The organism is Micromonospora sp. C28SCA-DRY-2, from assembly GCF_030519475.1.
In the GTDB taxonomy this organism is placed as follows: domain Bacteria; phylum Actinomycetota; class Actinomycetes; order Mycobacteriales; family Micromonosporaceae; genus Micromonospora.
On record NZ_JAUMKD010000013.1, the window covers coordinates 1 to 18396 of the forward strand.

The 18396-nt window shown below is 73.5% G+C and carries 17 protein-coding genes; 12 read left to right on the forward strand and 5 right to left on the reverse strand.

The features are described 5' to 3' along the window. Positions 1-51 precede the first annotated feature (51 nt). On the reverse strand, positions 52-1182 hold the full coding sequence (gene gcvT / locus Q3W71_RS30720; RefSeq protein ID WP_302922978.1) for a glycine cleavage system aminomethyltransferase GcvT: 1131 nt from the start codon (positions 1180-1182) through the stop codon (positions 52-54). Between the two features lie 161 nt (positions 1183-1343). On the opposite strand from gcvT, the gene Q3W71_RS30725 reads away from it, so the two are divergent. Beyond that, positions 1344-2915 carry a leucyl aminopeptidase gene (locus tag Q3W71_RS30725; protein ID WP_302922979.1) on the forward strand — a complete coding sequence of 524 codons (1572 nt, stop codon included), beginning with the start codon at positions 1344-1346 and terminating at the stop codon, positions 2913-2915. Positions 2916-3031: 116 nt separating this feature from the next. On the opposite strand, the gene Q3W71_RS30730 is transcribed toward Q3W71_RS30725, so the two are convergent. Beyond that, complete coding sequence (locus Q3W71_RS30730) at positions 3032-3361, reverse strand: hypothetical protein (protein ID WP_302922980.1); 330 nt, start codon at positions 3359-3361, stop codon at positions 3032-3034. A 178-nt stretch (positions 3362-3539) separates the two neighbouring features. On the opposite strand from Q3W71_RS30730, the gene lpdA reads away from it, so the two are divergent. Together lpdA and sucB are read left to right on the forward strand one after the other, a co-directional pair. Beyond that, a complete protein-coding gene (gene lpdA / locus Q3W71_RS30735) occupies positions 3540-4931 on the forward strand; it encodes a dihydrolipoyl dehydrogenase (protein WP_302922981.1) in 1392 nt (463 codons plus the stop codon). A 73-nt stretch (positions 4932-5004) separates the two neighbouring features. After that, complete coding sequence (gene sucB / locus Q3W71_RS30740; RefSeq protein WP_302922982.1) at positions 5005-6846, forward strand: 2-oxoglutarate dehydrogenase, E2 component, dihydrolipoamide succinyltransferase; 1842 nt, start codon at positions 5005-5007, stop codon at positions 6844-6846. A 62-nt stretch (positions 6847-6908) separates the two neighbouring features. On the opposite strand, the gene Q3W71_RS30745 is transcribed toward sucB, so the two are convergent. Next, complete coding sequence (locus Q3W71_RS30745) at positions 6909-7856, reverse strand: SDR family NAD(P)-dependent oxidoreductase (protein ID WP_302922983.1); 948 nt, start codon at positions 7854-7856, stop codon at positions 6909-6911. Positions 7857-8000: 144 nt separating this feature from the next. On the opposite strand from Q3W71_RS30745, the gene Q3W71_RS30750 reads away from it, so the two are divergent. From Q3W71_RS30750 to Q3W71_RS30765, 4 genes are all read left to right on the forward strand, one after another. Next, on the forward strand, positions 8001-8579 hold the full coding sequence (locus Q3W71_RS30750) for a TetR/AcrR family transcriptional regulator (RefSeq protein ID WP_302922984.1): 579 nt from the start codon (positions 8001-8003) through the stop codon (positions 8577-8579). A 46-nt stretch (positions 8580-8625) separates the two neighbouring features. Beyond that, on the forward strand, positions 8626-9957 hold the full coding sequence (locus Q3W71_RS30755; RefSeq protein ID WP_302922985.1) for a low temperature requirement protein A: 1332 nt from the start codon (positions 8626-8628) through the stop codon (positions 9955-9957). Positions 9958-10106: 149 nt separating this feature from the next. Further along, on the forward strand, positions 10107-10319 hold the full coding sequence (locus tag Q3W71_RS30760; protein WP_302922986.1) for a hypothetical protein: 213 nt from the start codon (positions 10107-10109) through the stop codon (positions 10317-10319). A 78-nt stretch (positions 10320-10397) separates the two neighbouring features. After that, complete coding sequence (locus Q3W71_RS30765; RefSeq protein WP_302922987.1) at positions 10398-11321, forward strand: TIGR03621 family F420-dependent LLM class oxidoreductase; 924 nt, start codon at positions 10398-10400, stop codon at positions 11319-11321. Between the two features lie 159 nt (positions 11322-11480). On the opposite strand, the gene Q3W71_RS30770 is transcribed toward Q3W71_RS30765, so the two are convergent. Then, positions 11481-11843 (reverse strand): MerR family transcriptional regulator, encoded by a 363-nt coding sequence (locus tag Q3W71_RS30770; protein WP_302922988.1) that lies wholly within the window; start codon positions 11841-11843, stop codon positions 11481-11483. A 53-nt stretch (positions 11844-11896) separates the two neighbouring features. Between Q3W71_RS30770 and Q3W71_RS30775 the strand changes: the two genes are divergently transcribed. Then, on the forward strand, positions 11897-12898 hold the full coding sequence (locus Q3W71_RS30775) for an aldo/keto reductase (RefSeq protein ID WP_302922989.1): 1002 nt from the start codon (positions 11897-11899) through the stop codon (positions 12896-12898). Positions 12899-12956: 58 nt separating this feature from the next. Then, on the forward strand, positions 12957-13856 hold the full coding sequence (locus Q3W71_RS30780) for a TIGR01777 family oxidoreductase (protein ID WP_302922990.1): 900 nt from the start codon (positions 12957-12959) through the stop codon (positions 13854-13856). Positions 13857-13952: 96 nt separating this feature from the next. On the opposite strand, the gene Q3W71_RS30785 is transcribed toward Q3W71_RS30780, so the two are convergent. Continuing rightward, positions 13953-15161, reverse strand: coding sequence for a PHB depolymerase family esterase (locus tag Q3W71_RS30785; protein WP_302922991.1), 1209 nt, complete (start codon positions 15159-15161; stop codon positions 13953-13955). 254 nt (positions 15162-15415) lie between these two features. Here Q3W71_RS30785 and Q3W71_RS30790 point away from each other — a divergent pair, with 254 nt between their 5' ends. From Q3W71_RS30790 to Q3W71_RS30800, 3 genes are all read left to right on the forward strand, one after another. After that, positions 15416-17236, forward strand: coding sequence for a DUF2079 domain-containing protein (locus Q3W71_RS30790; protein ID WP_302922992.1), 1821 nt, complete (start codon positions 15416-15418; stop codon positions 17234-17236). Positions 17237-17408: 172 nt separating this feature from the next. Further along, positions 17409-18047: a lipoyl(octanoyl) transferase LipB gene (gene lipB, locus Q3W71_RS30795; protein WP_302922993.1), complete on the forward strand. Its 639-nt coding sequence runs from the start codon at positions 17409-17411 to the stop codon at positions 18045-18047. Between the two features lie 6 nt (positions 18048-18053). Further along, positions 18054-18396: VOC family protein (locus Q3W71_RS30800; protein ID WP_302922994.1), on the forward strand; the 343-nt coding region annotated here is incomplete at its 3' end.

Sequence of the window (18396 nt, forward strand, 5' to 3'; positions counted from 1 at the left end):
TCGATCTCTGTTCGTGCCGCCAACCTCATGATCAACGAGGCGAGGGGCGGGTTACTTGACCGAGGGGTGGATGAAGGGGGGGCGGGTGATGCGCATCTGGGCGCGGCGGCCGCGGATGTCGACCTCGACCAGGTCGCCGTCGGCGAGGTTGGCGGCGGTGTCCAGCAGGGCCAGGGCGATGCCCTGCTTCCTCGTCGGCGAGAAGGTGCCGCTGGTGACGGTGCCGACCGAGGTGTCGCCGAGGTGGACCGTCATGCCCGGGCGCGGGATGGCCCGGTCGACCGCCTCCAGGCCGCGCAGCGTACGCCGGGGGCCGGCCGCCTTCTCGGCGCGCAGCGCGTCGCGGCCCCAGAAGGCCGGCTTGTCCCAGCCGACCGCCCAGCCGGACCGGGCCTGCACCGGGGTGATCTCCAGCGACAGGTCCTGCCCGTGCAGCGGGTACCCCATCTCGGTGCGCAGGGTGTCCCGGGCGGCCAGCCCGCAGGCGCGCAGCTCGTACGCCGCACCGGCGGCGAAGATCGCGTCCCAGACCGCGACGGCGTGCTCGGCCGCCACCACCAGCTCGTAGCCCAGCTCGCCGGTGTAACCGGTGCGGCAGACGGTCAGCGGCACCCCGTCCAGCTCGGCGGCGGAGAAGCTCATGTACTCGTGCCCGGTGGGCAGGCCGAGCGCGCCGAGCAGGTCGGCCGAGCGCGGCCCCTGCACGGCGAGGACCGCGTACGCCTCGTGCTCGTCGGTGACCGTGACCGGCGGCGGCGCGGCGGCGCGCAGCCGGCGCACCACCTCCGCGGTGTTCGCGGCGTTCGGGATGAGGAAGACGTGGTCGTCGGCGTGCAGGTAGGCGATGATGTCGTCCACCACGCCGCCGGTGGCGTCGTCGCAGCAGAGCGTGTACTGGGCCCGGCCCGGGCCGATCCGGCCCAGGTCGTTGCTCAGGCAGGCGTTGACGAACTCCGCCGCGCCGGTGCCGGTCACCCGCGCCTTGCCCAGGTGCGAGACGTCGAAGACGCCGACCGCGGTACGCACCGCGGTGTGCTCCTTGAGCACCCCGCCGCCGGCGTACTCCAGCGGCATCTCCCAGCCGCCGAACGGGGCGAACTTGGCGCCTGCGGCGGTGTGCCGCTCGTGCAGCGGGGAACGGCGCAGCCGGGTCGCGGCGGCGTCGGAGGTCACGTCGGTCATGGGTGGCAACTTACCGGCAGCGCACCGGCTGGTTAGCATCGGCGGGACCCGCCGGAGCCGTCGGCGGGACAGCCCCGACGTCCGGCGGGTACGGTCCGCCGGAGACCTTCATCGCCGGTACGCGACGACGCGGCCGGCCCGGCCCGCCCGGAGTAGCTTCAGTGACATCGCCCAGCACCACCCTGAGCCTGGTCGACACCGACCCCGCCGAGCTTGCCGTCGACGCGATCGTGATCGGCGTGCACAGCCAGACCGGAGAGCAGGACGCCACCAGCGGCCTGGCCGGCACCCTGCTGCTCGCCAGCGGCGCGGAGAGCATCGCCGCCGCCTTCGACGGCAAGTTGACCGAGACGCTGGCGCTGCTCGGCGCGACCGGCGGCCCCGGGGAGGTGGTCAAGCTGGCCACCCTGGGCACGGTGACCGCCCCGGTGATCGCCGCCGTCGGGCTCGGCCCGGAGCCCTCCGGCGCCGCCCCGGCACCGGAGACCCTGCGCCGCGCCGCCGGCGCGGCCGTCCGCGCCCTGGCCGGCGCGTCCCGGGTGGCGCTCGCCCTGCCGGTGCCCGACGACGCCGACGCCGCGACCGCGCTGCGCGCGGTGTCCGAGGGCGCGCTGCTCGGCGGCTACCGGTTCGCCGGCTACAAGACCCGGCCGCAGCCGACCCGCCGCGAGCCGGTGGCCGAGGTGCTGGTCGCCGTGCCGGACGCGGGCGACGCCGCCGCCCAGGCCGAGGTGGCCCGCGCCCAGGCGGTCGCCGGCGCGGTCCGGCGCAGCCGGGACTGGGTCAACACCGCCCCGAACGAGCTGCGCCCGCCGGCCTTCGCCGACGCGGTCGCCGCCGCCGCCCGCGAGGCCGGGCTCGAGGTCGAGGTGCTGGACGAGGAGGCGCTGCGCGCCGGCGGCTACGGCGGCATCATCGCCGTCGGCCAGGGCTCGGAGGCCCCGCCGCGACTGGTGAAGCTGACCTACACCCCGGCCGGTGGCGGCAGCGGCAAGCGGGTCGCGCTGGTCGGCAAGGGCATCACCTTCGACACCGGCGGCATCTCGATCAAGCCGGCCCAGGGCATGTGGGAGATGAAGTCCGACATGGCCGGCGCCGCCGCGGTGGGCGCCGCCATGCTGGCGATCGCCGCGCTCAAGCCGTCCGTGGCGGTGACCGGTTACCTGCCGATGGCCGAGAACATGCCGTCCGGCACGTCGTACCGGCCGGGTGACGTGATCACCATGTTCAACGGCAAGAGGGTGGAGGTGCTCAACACCGACGCCGAGGGCCGGATGATCCTGGCCGACGCGATCGCCCGGGCCTGCGCGGACGGCTGCGACTACCTCTTCGAGACCTCCACCCTCACCGGCGGGCAGGTCATCGCGCTGGGCAAGAAGGTCGCCGGCGTGATGGGCAGCCCGGAGCTGTGCGAGCGGGTGAAGGCCGCCGGCGAGGCGACCGGCGAGCCGGCCTGGCCGATGCCGCTGCCGGACGACGTGCGTAAGGGCATGGACTCCGACGTCGCCGACATCTCGCAGGTCAACGCCGGGATGGACCGGGCCGGCCACATGCTCCAGGGCGGGGTGTTCCTGCGCGAGTTCGTGGCCGACGACGTCGCCTGGGCGCACATCGACATCGCCGGGCCGGGCTACCACTCGGGCGAGCCGACCGGCTACTGGACAAAGGGCGGCACCGGCGTCCCGGTCCGCACCCTGGTCCACCTGGTCGACGACGTCGCCGCCAACGGCTGACCCACCCCGCCGCGCGGGCACGACCCGCGCACGTTCACCGAAAGAGTGGCCATTCCGTCCGGGATGGCCACTCTTTCCGTGCGGGAGGCGCCTTCGGTGCACGGCGCGGCGGGGGGTCAGTAGAGGTCGGGGCGGCGCTTGCGGCGTTCGTTGAAGTCGCGCATGCGCTGGGGATAGCCCATCAGGCGGACGTCGTAGACCGGGATCCCCATCCGGTGGGCGAACCGGCGGGCGCCGTCCGGGCCGTCGATCCGGCGGCGGGTCCACTCCCCGTCGTCGGCGATCAGCATCACCGTGGTCTCGGTGACCGTGGTCCGCGGCTCGATGTACGCCTCGACCCCGCGCCTGGTCCGGACAAAGTTCTCAAGGTGGTCCAGATCGGCGCGGTCGGCGGCGCGGTCGAGGCTCGTCGTGCCCGCCTTCTTGCGTCGTCGGAACAGTCCCACCGACCGTCTCCCCACAGTGCGTTCATCGAAGGTCGCGCCAAGCGTACGTGTCACGGACGTGTCGTTGGGCACCTCACTACGCGCCCTGTGCCCGGTGGTGACAAGATGACCGAGGTGGGGTGTGTCCGTGTGACCCCGCCGTGACCCCCGATGCAGCGACGCGACCTGGGAGTTGGACGTGAGCGAGCCGAACGACGCAACCTTCGACATCGTCATCCTCGGAGGTGGCAGCGGCGGCTATGCGGCGGCGCTGCGGGCCGCCCAGCTGAACCTCTCCGTCGCGCTGATCGAGAAGGGCAAGCTCGGCGGCACCTGCCTGCACAACGGCTGCATCCCGACCAAGGCCCTGCTGCACGCCGCCGAGATCGCCGACCAGACCCGCGAGTCGGAGCAGTTCGGCGTCAAGGCCGAGCTGGTCGGGATCGACATGGCGGCGGTCAACTCGTACAAGGACGGCGTCATCGCCCGCCTCTACAAGGGCCTCCAGGGCCTGGTCGGCGGCGCCAAGAACATCACCTTCGTGGCCGGCGCCGGCAAGCTGGTCGGCAAGAACGTCGTCGAGGTCGACGGCAAGCGCTACACCGGCCGCAACGTCGTGCTGGCCTCCGGCTCGTACGCCAAGAGCCTGCCCGGCCTGGAGATCGACGGCGAGCGGATCATCACCAGCGACCACGCGCTCACCCTGGACCGGGTCCCGTCCTCGGCCATCGTGCTCGGCGGCGGCGTGATCGGCGTCGAGTTCGCCAGCGTGTGGAAGTCCTTCGGGGTGGACGTGACCATCATCGAGGCGCTGCCCCGGCTGGTCGCCGCCGAGGACGAGGAGTCGTCGAAGGCGCTGGAGCGGGCCTTCCGGAAGCGGAAGATCAACTTCAAGGTCGGCAAGCCGTTCGAGAAGGTCGAGAAGACCGACAACGGCGTCAAGGTGACCATCGCCGGCGGCGAGACCGTCGAGGCCGAGCTGCTGCTGGTGGCCGTCGGCCGCGGCCCGAACACCGCCAACCTCGGCTACGAGGAGCAGGGCGTCAAGATGGACCGCGGCTACGTGCTGACCGACGAGCGGCTGCGCACCAGCGTGCCGAACGTCTACGCGGTCGGCGACATCGTGCCCGGCCTCCAGCTCGCCCACCGCGGCTTCCAGCAGGGCATCTTCGTCGCCGAGGAGATCGCCGGCCAGAACCCGGCCGTGATCGACGAGGCCGGCATCCCGCGGGTCACCTACTCCGACCCGGAGCTGGCGTCGGTCGGCCTCACCGAGGCGAAGGCCAAGGAGCAGTACGGCGCCGACAAGGTCAAGACCTACAACTACAACCTGGGTGGCAACGGCAAGAGCCAGATCCTCAAGACGGCCGGCTTCGTCAAGCTCGTCCGGGTGGAGGACGGCCCCGTCGTCGGCGTGCACATGGTCGGCGCCCGGGTCGGTGAGCTGGTCGGCGAGGCGCAGCTCATCTACAACTGGGAGGCGTACCCGGCCGAGGTGGCGCAGCTCGTGCACGCCCACCCGACGCAGAACGAGGCCCTGGGCGAGGCGCACCTGGCCCTCGCCGGCAAGCCGCTGCACGCGCACGCCTGATCGAGAACTGATTCCGCGGCGTCCGGCGGCAGACGGGCGAGATCGCACCAGGGGAATGAAGGAGTCTTAAGAGATGCCGGTATCGGTCACCATGCCCCGGCTCGGCGAGAGCGTCACCGAGGGCACCGTCACGCGCTGGCTCAAGCAGGAGGGCGACACCGTCGAGGTCGACGAGCCGCTGCTCGAGGTGTCGACGGACAAGGTCGACACCGAGATCCCGTCCCCCGCGGCGGGTGTGCTGAGCCGGATCGTGGTCGGCGAGGACGAGACCGCCGAGGTCGGCAGCGAGCTGGCCGTGATCTCCGGTGAGGGCGAGGCGGCCGGCGGCGGCGAGGCCGCCCCGCAGCAGGAGCAGCCGGCCGAGCAGGCCGCCGAGGCGGCCGAGCAGCCGCAGGCCGAGGCCGAGCAGCCGGCCGTCGAGGAGCCGGCGCCGGCGCAGGCCGCCCCGGCGCCGTCGGGCGGGGGCACCCCGGTCACCATGCCGGCCCTCGGCGAGAGCGTCACCGAGGGTACGGTCACCCGCTGGCTCAAGCAGGTCGGCGAGACCGTCGAGGTGGACGAGCCGCTGCTGGAGGTCTCCACCGACAAGGTGGACACCGAGATCCCGTCGCCGGTCGCCGGCACCGTCCTGGAGATCAAGGTCGCCGAGGACGAGACCGCCGCGGTCGGCGCCGAACTGGCCGTGATCGGTGCCGCCGGCGCGGCCCCGGCCGAGGCGAAGCCCGAGCCGACGCCGCAGCCCGAGGCGAAGCCGGAGCCCAAGGCCGAGGCCAAGCCGGAGCCGAAGCCCGAGCCCAAGCCGGAGCCGAAGCCCGAGCCGCGGGTGCAGGAGCCGACGCCGGGGATGTCCTACAACGAGCCGGCGGCGGAGGCCGAGACCGCGGCCCAGCCGGCGCAGGCCGAGCAGCGGGCCACTCCCCCGGCCCCCACGGCGACCCCGCAGCGCCCGTCCGCGCCCGCCCAGGGTGGCGGCGAGGAGGCGGCCGGCTACGTGACCCCGCTGGTGCGCAAGCTGGCCAGCGAGCACGGCGTCGACCTGTCCTCGGTCAACGGCACCGGCGTGGGTGGCCGGATCCGCAAGCAGGACGTGCTGGAGGCGGCCGAGCGGGCCAAGGCGGCGAAGGCGGCTCCGGCTCCGGCGCAGCCGGCGGCGGCCCCGGCCAAGCCGGCCGCGAAGCCGACCCCGAGCACGAAGCGGGGCACCACCGAGAAGCTGCCGCGGATCCGCAAGGCCATCGCCACGCGGATGCACGAGTCGCTGCACGAGATGGCGCAGCTCACCACGGTGATCGAGGTGGACGTCACCAAGATCGCCAAGCTGCGGGCCCGGGCCAAGGACTCCTTCCTCCAGCGGCACGGCGTGAAGCTCTCCTTCCTGCCGTTCTTCGCTCTCGCGGCGGTGGAGGCGCTGCAGACGTACCCGATCGTCAACGCCCGGATGGACCTCGAGGGCGGGACGATCACCTACCCGGACGCGGAGCACCTCGGCATCGCCGTGGACACCGAGCGGGGTCTGCTGGTGCCGGTCATCCACAACGCCGGTGACCTGAACCTGGGCGGGATCGCCAAGCGGGTGGCCGACCTGGCCGAGCGCACCCGGACCAACAAGATCAGCCCGGACGAGATCGCCGGGGCGACCTTCACGCTGACCAACACCGGCAGCCGGGGCGCCCTGTTCGACACCCCGATCGTGCCGTCGCCGCAGTCGGCGATGCTCGGCACGGGTGCCGTGGTCAAGCGTCCGGTCGTGGTCAACGACCCGGAGCTGGGCGAGGTCGTCGCGATCCGGTCGATGATCTACCTGGCCCTCTCCTACGACCACCGGCTGATCGACGGTGCCGACGCGGCCCGCTTCCTGACCGCTGTCAAGGAGCGGCTGGAGGCCGGCAACTTCGAGGCCGAGCTCGGCCTGTAGGTCGGCGGTACGACGCGCAGGGCGCCCCGGTCACCGGGGCGCCCTGCCGTTTCGCCGGTCGGTCAGGCGGCCCGCAGGGTCTCCTCCGAGACCTGCCAGAGCCGTACCGCGGCCTCCGGGTCCCGGGCGTACGGGGCGTAGCCGGTGCGGGTGCCCGGCTGGTTCGGGCCGGCCTCCTGGCAGTCCTCGAAGTAGCGCCCGCCGACGCCGTCGAGCAGCGGCGAGGTGGCGACCAGCACCGAGGTGGCGGCGCCCTGCTCCGGGGTCTTCCAGTGCGCGGCCCCGCCGCCGCTCTGCGCCCGCATCCGGGCCAGTTCCTCGTCGCTGATGTAGCGCTGGAGGTTGGTCCGGATCGCGCCCGGCATCAGCGCGTTGACCAGGATGCCGTCGTCGACCCAGCGCCGGGTTCCGTCCACGGCGAAGAGCACGTTGGCGGTCTTGGACTGCCCGTACGCCAGCCACGGGTCGTACTGGCGGCGCTCGAAGTGGATGTCCTCGAAGACCACCGGCGAGCGCAGGTGGGCGGCCGAGCTGACCGAGACGACGCGCGCGCCACCGGCCGCGGCCAGCGACCGGTGCAGCCCGGTGGCCAGCGCGAAGTGGCCCAGGTGGTTGGTGGCGAACTGCATCTCCCAGCCCTGCGCGGTGCGCATCTCCGGGGAGGCCATGATCCCGGCGTTGTTGACCAGGATGTGCAGCGGGCCGTCCCAGGTCGACACGAAGGTGGCCACCGACGCCAGGTCGGCCAGGTCGAGCGGGGCGACGAGGACCTTGTCGTTGCCGGTGCTGCTGGTGATCTCCGCGGCGGCCCGCTGGCCGGCCTCGGGGTTGCGTACCGCCAGGGTGACGTCGGCTCCGGCGGCGGCGAGCGCGCGGGCGGTCTCCACACCGATGCCGGAGGCGCCGCCGGTGACGACGGCCCGCCGCCCGGCGAGGTCGATGCCCCGCACCACCTCCAGGGCGGTGCTCTCGGGAGTGAAGGGCGTGCTGACACGTGTGCTGGTGGTCATGATCCGTCCTTGTCCGGCCCGGCGCGCACCCGCGCCCGGCCGCTACGATGAGAAGCGGAGGATCCTCCGTTACGGTCGAGACTAACCGGAGGACCCTCCGTTTGCCAACCGGCCGGCAGGCCGTGGACGACGCCAGGAGGAGCCGTGCCGGAGAACGCCCCCCGACCGTTGCGCGCCGACGCGCGACGCAACCGCGAGCGACTGCTCGACGCCGCGGTACGGGCGTTTTCCCGACCGGGGGCGGAGGTAACCCTGGACGCCGTCGCCAAGGACGCCGGGGTGGGCATCGGCACCCTCTACCGCCACTTCCCCACCCGGGAGGCGCTGGTCGAGGCGGCGTACCGCAACGAGTTGGCCAAGCTCTGCGACTCGGCGGAGGAACTGCTCGGGCAGTTGCCGCCGGACCGGGCCACCCGGGCCTGGATGGACCGGTTCGTCGACTACTTCGCCACCAAACGGGGCATGGCCGACGCGCTGCGCCTGGTGATCGCCGCCGGCAGTAACCCGTACGCGCAGAGCCGCGACCTGCTGATCGCCGCGCTCACCCGGCTGCTCGACGCGGCCACCGCGGCCGGCGCGGTCCGGGCCGACGTCCGCGCGGAGGACGTGCTGGCCGGCCTCAGCGGGGTCTCCCTCGCCGCCGGCGAGCCGGCCCAGCGGGAGCAGGCGAGCCGCCTGCTCGACCTGTTGATGGACGGCCTGCGGTACCGGGCGTCGGGCTGAGCCCATTCCGGCCCCTGTCGGGCGGGCGCGCTGCGACAGTGGGGTGATGGGTGGCATCGGGCGGCGCGGGCGGCTGGGCCCGGCCATCGCGATCGCCCCCGGCGCCCGGGTGGACCGGTTCGAGGTCTTCTTCGACCTGGTCTTCGTCTTCTCGTTCTTCATCATCACCCGGGCCACCGCGATGGACGTCTCCGGCCGCAGCCTGCTGCACGCCATGCTGGTGCTCGCCGTGCTGTGGTGGGTCTGGGTGGTGCACTGCGTGGTGGCCACCCGGGTCCGGCTCGGCGAGGGCTTCGTCCCGGCGCTGATGGTCCTCGCCATGGCGGCCCTGTTCTGCTTCGCGCTCTCCCTGCCCCAGGCGTTCGGCCCGACCCAGGACATGGCCGCCGGGCCGATGGTGGTCGCGCTCAGCTACCTGGTGATCCGCAGCGTGCACCTGCTGCTCTACTGGCACGTCGCCAAGGAGCGACCCGGTGAGCGCCGGCTGCTGCTGAAGTACTCGCCCGAACTGGTGGCCAGCACGCTGCTGCTCGTCGGCGCCGCGCTGATCCCGCCGCTGATCGACGATCCCGGCCTGGCCGGCGGGGTGCGGGACGGCCTCTGGGTGAGCGTGGTCGTGCTCCAGTACGGCATGGGCCTGGTCGCCGGCGCCTGGGGCTGGACGGTGACGTCCGCGGAACACTGGACCGAGCGGTACGACCTCATCCTGATCATCGCCCTGGGCGAGTCGGTGATCTCGGTCGGCGTGGGCAGCAACCTGCTCGGCCAGCCGCCGACCTGGCCGGCCGTCGCGGCGGCCGTGCTCGGCATCTTCTTCACCGCCGCGCTCTGGTGGGCGCACTACGACGTGGTCGGGCCGGCCGCCCGGATCGCGCTGCACGTGGCGAAGGGCCGCGCCCGGGTCGCCATGGCCCGGGACGCCTACGCCTACTTCTACCTGGTGATGATCGCCGGCATCATCCTGTTCGCGCTGGGTGCCGAGGAGATCGTGCACGACATCGCCGACCCCGAGGTGCCGCTGGCCGAGCCGCCGCACGGCCCGGGCGTACCGCTGCTCTTCGGCGGGGTGGCCTGCTACCTCTGCGCGAACATGCTCTTCCAGGCGCGCACCCTGCACACGCTCTCCTGGACCCGGCTCGGCACGGTGCTGCTGCTGATCGCCGCCATCCCGCTCGCCGGAGGGCTGCCCGGGCTCGCCGCGCTCGCCCTGCTGACCGCCATCTGTGTGGGTCTGGTGACGGTCGAGGTGGTGGTGATGGCGGATTCCCGGCGGGCGCTGCGTGACGTGGTCTTCCAGGAGAAGGCCGAACACGAGGCGCACGAGGCCGCCGTCCGCGCCCGCTGGCACGAACACGTCGAGAACGAGCCGTCCACCTGAAGGCCGCGCTGCGAAACTCATCCCGCTCCGCCGACGCACGTTTGTCCCGCGCGCCGAGGTGATCGCCGCCTTCGCCACCGCGCCGCAGCTTGACGCCGAGAAGTTCCGTCGCGACATCGACTCGTCGATGGATCAGGACCCCTTCAGTCGTGAGTGGTGACCCGCCCGTACGCGGCCCGATCGACACCAATATCGTCATTCATCTTGGCGCCCTCGATCCGCAGGAGCTGCCCGAGGAGCTGGTGATCAGCGCCGTCACACCCGCCGAGCTCTCCGCCGGCCCGCACCACGCCGACGACCGGATCGAACGCGCCCGCCGGACCAGCGTCCTGCAACACGCCGAGGCGACCTTCGAGCCGTAACCCGGTGCGGGTCTGCCGGTAGCAGAAACGGGGCGGTTCGGCTGGCCGCTCGGGGCGGGCGGGCGGCAGGGTGGGCGGATGGCGATCTTCTCCCTCCAGGCCCAGCCCACCGACGGCCCGGGCTGGCTCGACCTGGCCCGGCGGGCCGAGGCGGCCGGCTACCACGCGCTGCTCGCCGCCGACCATCCCGGCGCTGTCGCGTCGCCGTTCGTCGCGCTGGCCGCCGCGGCCGCGGTGACCTCCACCATCGGGCTCGGGTCGTACGTGTCGAACGCCGGGATCCGCGAGCCGATGCTGCTCGCCTCGGACGTGGCCACCCTCGACGTGCTCTCCGGCGGCCGGGCCCGGCTCGGCATCGGCGCCGGGCACACCCCGGTCGAGTGGCGCGCGGTCGGCCGCGAGCGCCCCGACGTGGCCGGCCGGGTCCGCCGCTGCGTGGCCGTCGCCGAGGCGGTCCGGGCCCTGCTCGACGGCGAGGAGGTCACCGTCGACACCCCGGAGCTGGCGATGCGGGCGGCCCGGCTGGACAACCCGCGTCCGGTGCAGCGGCGGGTCCCGCTGACCTTCGGCGGGGCGAACTCGACGCTGCTGCGCTGGGCGGGCGCGCACGCCGACGTGGTCGGGCTGGCCGGGCTGGGCCGTACCCTGCCCGACGGGCACCAGCACGAGGTGCGCTGGCGGGCGGCGGAGATCGAGCACCAGCTCGAGTGCGTGGCCGCCGGGGCGGCCGGACGGGCCGAGCCGCCGGTGCTGGAGGCCCTGGTGCAGCAGGTAGCGGTGACCGACGACGCCGAGGCGGCGGCGGCACAGACCGCCGCCGAGACCGGCCTGACCGTCGCCGAACTGCTGGCCACGCCGTTCGTGCTGATCGGCACCGAGGACGAGATCGTCGCGGCGGTCGCCGAACACCGGCGCCGCTGGGGCGTCACCCGCTTCGTCGTACGCGCCGACGCGCTGGAGCCGCTCACCCCGGTCCTCGCCCGCCTGGCCCACACCGGCTGAGCGACCGGCTCCCCGGCTGCCCGGCGCCCCGGCGGGAGGGTGGCGGTCGAGGGTGACACCTCTGAGTCATATCGATGCCTCAGAGGTATCGACACGACCAGGGCGATCGGCGGGCCGGCGCCGCTCGTCGTCGGGCCGCGACCATCGGGCCGGGCGCCGTCAGTCGGGAAGGCGGTCGTAGAAGCGGATCTTCTCGCGGAGGTGGTCGTACTGGCGTTGGAGCAGGCGCATCTGCTCCTCGACCCGCTCGGCGTGGCGCTGGAGCAGCGCTCTCCGCTCGCCGGCGGTGTGGTCGCCCTCGCGGGCGAGTTCGGCGTACCGGCACATCTCGGCGATCGGCATGCCGGTGTCGCGCAGGCAGCGGAACAGCACCAGCCAGCTGAGGTCCTCGTCGGTGAAGACCCGCCGCCCGCCGGAGGTGCGGCCGACGCCGCTGAGCAGGCCGATCTTCTCGTAGTAGCGGAGGGTGTCGAGGCTGAAGCCGCTGCGCCGGGCGGCTTCGGAGGGGGCGTAGCCGGGCATGGCGGCAGCGTAGCGCTTGACCTGGAGCGCGCTCCAGGTTGAAAGCTGGGCGCATGACGATGACACGGACACTGGGTCGCAGCGGAATCGAGGTCAGCGCGCTCGGCATGGGGTGCTGGGCGATCGGTGGACCACTGTGGGGCGACGGCGGGCAGCCGTTCGGCTGGGGCGAGGTCGACGACGGCGAGTCCGTCCGCACCATCCACGCGGCGCTCGACGCGGGCGTGACGCTCTTCGACACGGCCAGCAACTACGGCGCCGGGCACAGCGAGCGGATCCTCGGCCGGGCGCTCGCCGGCCGCCGCGACCGGGCGGTGATCGCCACCAAGTTCGGCAACCGCGCCGACGAGGCGACCCGGCGGTGGACCGGCACCGACGCCAGCCCCGCCTACTGCGTGCAGAGCCTGGAGGAGTCGCTGCGCCGGCTCGGCACCGACCACGTCGACCTCTACCAACTGCACATCAACGACCTGCCGGCGGCCGCCGCGCTCGACCTGGTCGACACCCTGGAGGGCCTGGTCGTCCAGGGCAAGATCGGGGCGTACGGGTGGAGCACCGACAACCCCGCCTCGGCGGAGGCGTTCGCGCAGGCCGGCCCGCACTGCGCGGCGATCCAGCACGACCAGTCGGTGCTGCTGGACAACGCCGCGACGCTGGCCGTCTGCGAGGCGTACGACCTGGCCAGCCTGAACCGGGGCCCGCTGGCGATGGGGCTGCTCACCGGCTCGACCCGGGCGGTCGGCCGGGACGACGTACGCGGGTTGGCCCCGGAGTGGCTGGTCTGGTTCACCGACGGGCGACCCACGCCGGCCTGGGCGGCCCGGGTCGAGCAGATCCGCGCGGCGCTCACCGCGGACGGCCGTACCCTCGGCCAGGGCGCGCTCGGCTGGCTGCTGGCCCGCAGCCCACGGACGGTGCCGATCCCGGGCTGCCGCACGGTGGCCCAGGCCGAGGAGAACTTCGCGACCCTCGCGCTCGGCCCGCTCCCCCGGGACGCGTACGCGGAGGTCGAGCGGCTGCTGGCCGACCTGCGGCAGCCGTCACCGGTGGGATGAGAGAAGGTCCACCCGGCTCAACGCATCCGGTGCGCCGTCCGTACCCGAAGATATGAGCATGCGGATCCTGATGGCCGGTGCGTCCGGCTTCCTCGGCACCCGCCTGGCCGACCGGCTCGTCGCCGACGGGCACCAGGTCACCCGGCTGGTCCGGCGTCCGCCCCGCGGCGCGGACGAGCGGCAGTGGAACCCGTCGGCGGCGCAGCTCGACCCGGCGGTGGTCGCCGAGTCCGACGCGGTGGTCAACCTGGCCGGCGCCGGGGTCGGCGACCGGCGCTGGAACGACGCGTACCGGCAGCTCATCCGGTCGAGCCGGGTGGACACCACCACCACGCTGGCGATCACCATCGCCGGCCTGCCGGCGGCGGACCGGCCGAAGGCGCTGCTCAACTCGTCGGCGGTCGGCTGGTACGGCGACACCGGCGACCGGGCGGTGGAGGAGGACGCGCCGGCCGGCGAGGGCTTCCTGGCCGACGTCTGCCGGGTCTGGGAGGCCGCCACCCGGCCGGCCGAGGACGCTGGCGTACGGGTGGTGCGGATGCGCATCGGCCTGCCGCTGCACCGCGACGGCGGGATGCTCAAGCCGCAGCTGCTGCCGATGCGGCTGGGCATCTCCGGCAAGCTGGGCAGCGGCCGGCAGTGGTGGCCGTGGATCTCGATGGCCGACTGGCTGTCGGCCACGGTGTTCCTGCTCGAATCCGACAGCGTCGCCGGACCGGTCAACCTGGTCGGTCCGGCCCCGTCGACCAACGCCGAGTTCACCCGGGAACTGGCCCGGCAACTGCACCGCCCGGCGTTCATGCCGATCCCGGCGCTGGCGCTGAAGGTGGTGCTCGGCGGCTTCTCCACCGAGGCCCTCTCCAGCTCCCGCGTCCTCCCCGCCGCCCTCACCACCGCCGGCTTCCACTACCACCACCCCGACCTCCCCAGCGCCCTCCACGCCGCCCTCACCGAGTGACCCCACCCGCGGACCGCGGTTGATCATGAAGTTGTTGTCGCGACACGCCGGTGTGGCCGACACCAACTTCATGATCAACGCGCGACCGGGGTGGGGTCAGCAGCCGATGACCCAGTGGTTGGGGGCGGTCTGCTGGAGGGTGGTGGTGTTGAAGGTGTTGTAGAGGCCCATGCGCTGGTTGGAGCCGTTGGCGTAGGCGTAGCCGCCGGAGTGGTAGGCGCGGCCGGCGGTGACGTGCGCGTAGTTGCTGGCGGTGACGCAGGTGGGCGGGGTGGTCGGGGTCGCGGTCGGGGTGGGCGTCGGGCTGGTGGGGGTCGGGTCGGTGCCGCCGCCGTCGAGGCCGAAGAAGACCGCGTCCCGGTGGGTGGAGCAGATGGTGTCCAGGAAGTACGCGGCGGTGCTGCCGCACTGCTCGGCGCCGGAGCCGGGGTCGACCGGCGTGCCGTGCCCCATCCCGGAGACCCGGTAGAGGCGGACCGCGCCGTTGCCGTACACCTCGAGGCTGGTGCCGGCGGGCAGTTGGGCGGTGCTGGTCGGGGTCTGCGACACGCCGAGCACGTTGGTCCACTGGTCCCGGGACTCGGTCGCGTTCGCCACCGCCACCGTGTAGTCGCCGGTGCCGTGCCAGATGGCGACCTTCGGGCGCGACCCGGAGTAGCCGGCATGGGCGTTGCGCACCAGGTCGCCCCACTGCGCCGGGGTCTTGTCCACGCCCGGGCTCATGCAGGAGAACGCGTTCACCATGCCGGTGGCGCAGCGGTACGGGATGCCGGCGATCACCGAACCGCCGGCGAAGACGTCCGGGTAGGCGGCGAGCATGACCGCGCTCATCGCCCCGCCGGCGGAGAGCCCGCTGACGTAGACCCGGTTGGCGGCGGTGCCGTAGCTGCTCCTGGCGTGGTCGACCATCTGCTTGATCGACAGCGCCTCACCCTGGCCCCGGGCGGTGTCCCCGGTCTCGAACCAGTTGAAGCAGCTGTTGGCGTTGTTGGCGGACTTCTGCTCCGGCACGATCAGGGCGAACTTCCACTGGTCGGCGTACTTCTGCCAGCCGGAGTTGGCGAAGTAGCCGGCGGCGTTCTGGGTGCAGCCGTGCAGCAGCACCACGGCCGGCGCGTTCGCCGGCAGGTTGTCCGGACGGTAGGCGTACATGGCGAGGTTGCCGGGGTTCGAGCCGAAGCCGGTCACCTGGGTGAGGCTGGCGGCCTGGGCGGGAGCGGCGACGGCCAGCGCCGCCGCGGCGGCGAGTACGGCCCCGGCGACGGCGCCGGTGAGCCGGGCGAGCAGGGATGGGGAGCGGCGCACGGGGGCCTCCTGACGGGGTTGTGAGCTGAGTCACCCGCGAATTGCCGCGACGTTACGTCGAGGTGTCGACGGTGTGACATGGGGCACGGTCACACATTCACGGTCGTCGAGGTGTGCGTCAGCGGCCGCGGCGGCCGCCCCGAGCCGCCGTTCCGGCTGGTCGGGCCGGCGGGGTGAACGCCGGCCCCGACACCGGGTCGCCGAGCTTTCGGGTCTGACCGGCGTGTCCAGGTCCGGTTGGTAACGTCCGCTGCGTGCCGACCTCCCCGTCCCTGGCGCCCTCGCCCGCCTCGCCGCCGCGCGTCGCCCGCGACCGGCGGGCCGACCTGTACGTGGCGCTGGCCGCGCTGGCGCTCGCCCTCTGGGTGACCAGCGGCCTGTGGCGGGACCCGAACGTCCGCACCATCACCGTCAACTCCAGCGACCAGGCGCTCTTCGAGTGGCTGCTGGCCTTCGGCGGCCACGCGCTGACCCACGGGGAGAACCCGTTCTTCACGTACCTGATCAACGTGCCGGACGGGGTGAACCTCGCGGTCAACACCTCGATCACGGTGTACGCGGCGGTCTTCGCCCCGCTGACCTACCTGATCGGGCCGCCCGCGACGTTCCTGGTGATCCTCACCCTCAACCTGGTCGCCACCGCGCTGGCCTGGTACTGGCTGCTCTCCCGGCACCTGGTGCGCAGCCCGCTCGCCGCCGCCGTCGGCGCGCTGTTCATCGCCTTCTCCCCCGGCATGGTCTCGCACGCCAACGCCCACCTGAACTGGACCGCCGGCTGGCTGGTGCCGCTGCTGGTCTGGCGGGTCTTCGCGCTGCGCCGCCGGGAGCACCTGCTGCGCAACGGGGTGGTGCTCGGCGTGCTGGTCGCTGTCGCCTTCTCCATCGCGGCCGAGGGGCTCTTCTTCACCGCGCTCGCGCTCGGCGTATTCCTCGCCGTCTGGGCGCTGCACCCGGCCCGCCGCGCCGAGGCCCGGGACGCGCTGCCCAGCCTCCTGCGCGGGCTGGCGGTCACCGCCGTGGTGGCCGGGCTGCTGCTGGCGTACCCGCTCTGGCTGCACTTCGCCGGTCCGCAGCGGTTCCACGGCACCGGTTTCGACGCGGTGATCCACTCCGAGGACGTGGTCTCGTTCGGGGCGTACCCGCGCCGGTCGCTGGCCGGCGAGGTGGGGCTGGGCACCCGGCTGGCGCCGAACCCGACCGAGGAGAACTCGTTCTTCGGCGTACCGCTGCTGGTGCTGGCGGTGGCCTGCTTCGTGGCGCTGTGGCGGCGCGCGGACCCGGGTCGCCGGGCCACCCTGTGGGCGATCGGCGTCACCGCGGTGGTCTTCACGCTGCTCTCCTTCGGGCCGGAGGCCAAGGTCGACGGGCGCCGCACCGACCTGCCGATGCCCTTCGACCTGGTCGGGCAGTTGCCGGTGGTGAACGCCGCCCTGCCGGCCCGGCTGGCGCTGGTGGTGACCCCGATGATCGGGCTGCTGCTGGCGTACGCCGTCGACCGGTTGCGCGCGCACCCGCCGCGGCGCCGGGCGACGCGGCTGGCCTGGGGGATCGGCTTCGCCGCGGCGCTGCTGCCGCTGGTACCGACCCCGCTGCTGACCATCGAACGCGAGCCGATCCCGCGGTTCATCACCGCCGGGACCTGGCGGGAGCACGTCTCGCCGGGCGGGGTGCTCACCCCGGTGCCGCTGACCCTCGACGTCTACCCGGACGGCCAGCGCTGGCAGGCGTACGCCCTCGCGCACCGGCAGGGTGAGTTCGCCATCCCGTCGGGGTTCTTCCTGGGCCCGGGCGGGCCGGACGGCCGGGGCCGGATCGGCCCGGTCCCCCGCCCGTTCGGCGCGCTGGTCGACCAGGCCGGCCGGGACGGCCTGGTGCCGATCATCACCGAGGGCTCCATCACCGAGGCGCTGACCGACCTGCGGCACTGGCGGGTCGAGGTGGTGGTGATGCCGGACCGGGTGCACGGGGCCAAGTACGACGTGCACGAGGACGCCGTGCGCCGCACCGTGACCGCGCTGCTCGGCGAGCCGCAGCGGGTGGACGACGTCTGGCTGTGGCGGGTCCCCCCGGCGTGACGCGCCCCGCCGGCCCCGATCGCGCCCCGCCGGCCCTGACCGCGCCCCGCCGGCCCTGACGGCGCCCGACCGGCCTGACCGGCCTGACCGCGCTCCGGGAGAGCGGGGCGGCCGGCCCGTGGTGAGCCGGCTCACCCCAGGTGACCGGCGAGTACGGGTCTACGCTGAAGCCGTGACCACGACGACCCCCGGCCTCACGGCCGTCCGCGCCGGTGTCCTCGACTACCAGGCCGCCTGGGACGAGCAGCGCCGGCTGCACGAGTCGGTGGTGGCCGGCGAGCGCGCCGACACCGTGCTGCTGCTGGAGCACCCGAGCGTCTACACCGCGGGCAAGCGGACCGAGCCGTGGGACCGCCCGATGGACGGCACCCCGGTCATCGACGTCGACCGCGGCGGCAAGATCACCTGGCACGGTCCGGGGCAGCTGGTCGGCTACCCGATCCTGCGCCTGCCCGACCCGGTGGACGTGGTCGCCTACGTCCGCCGCACCGAGCAACTGCTGATCGAGGTGTGCGCCGAGTTCGGGCTGACCGCCGGCCGGGTCGAGGGCCGCAGCGGGGTGTGGGTGCCCGAGGACGACCGGGGCCCGGCCCGCAAGGTCGCCGCCATCGGCATCCGGGTCGCCCGCGGGGTGACCCTGCACGGCTTCTCCATCAACTGCGACTGCGACCTGGGCTACTTCGACCGGATCGTGCCGTGCGGCATCCGCGACGCCGGGGTCACCTCGCTCACCGCCGAGCTGGGCCGCCCGGTCACCGTGGCCGACGTGCTGCCGGTGGTCGAGCGCCGGCTGCCGACGTTGCTGGCCTGACCGCCCGTGGCCACCCGGATCGACCTGGTCACCCTCGTCGTCGCCGAGTACGACCCGGCGATCGCCTTCTTCACCGAGGTGCTCGGCTTCGAGCTGACGGAGGACTCGCCGTCGCTGACCAACGACGGCCGACCCAAGCGCTGGGTGGTGGTCCGTCCGCCGGGCGGCGGGACCGGGCTGCTGCTCGCCCGCGCCGACGGCGACCGGCAGGAGGCGGCGGTGGGCGACCAGGTCGGCGGCCGGGTCGGCTTCTTCCTCCGGGTCGACGACTTCGACGCCACCTACCGCCGCATGGTCGAGGCGAAGGTGGAGTTCGTCAAACCCCCGCGCACCGAGCCCTACGGCCAGG

Bases quoted from the DNA above. Each gene is read 5' to 3' on its own strand.
- Q3W71_RS30775 (WP_302922989.1), top strand. From the start codon at position 11,897: ATGACGATGACACGGACACTGGGTCGCAGCGGAATCGAGGTCAGCGCG.
- Q3W71_RS30780 (WP_302922990.1), top strand. From the start codon at position 12,957: ATGCGGATCCTGATGGCCGGTGCGTCCGGCTTCCTCGGCACCCGCCTG.
- Q3W71_RS30755 (WP_302922985.1), top strand. From the start codon at position 8,626: ATGGGTGGCATCGGGCGGCGCGGGCGGCTGGGCCCGGCCATCGCGATC.
- gcvT (WP_302922978.1), bottom strand. From the start codon at position 1,182: ATGACCGACGTGACCTCCGACGCCGCCGCGACCCGGCTGCGCCGTTCC.
- Q3W71_RS30770 (WP_302922988.1), bottom strand. From the start codon at position 11,843: ATGCCCGGCTACGCCCCCTCCGAAGCCGCCCGGCGCAGCGGCTTCAGC.
- Q3W71_RS30765 (WP_302922987.1), top strand. From the start codon at position 10,398: ATGGCGATCTTCTCCCTCCAGGCCCAGCCCACCGACGGCCCGGGCTGG.
- Q3W71_RS30745 (WP_302922983.1), bottom strand. From the start codon at position 7,856: ATGACCACCAGCACACGTGTCAGCACGCCCTTCACTCCCGAGAGCACC.
- sucB (WP_302922982.1), top strand. From the start codon at position 5,005: ATGCCGGTATCGGTCACCATGCCCCGGCTCGGCGAGAGCGTCACCGAG.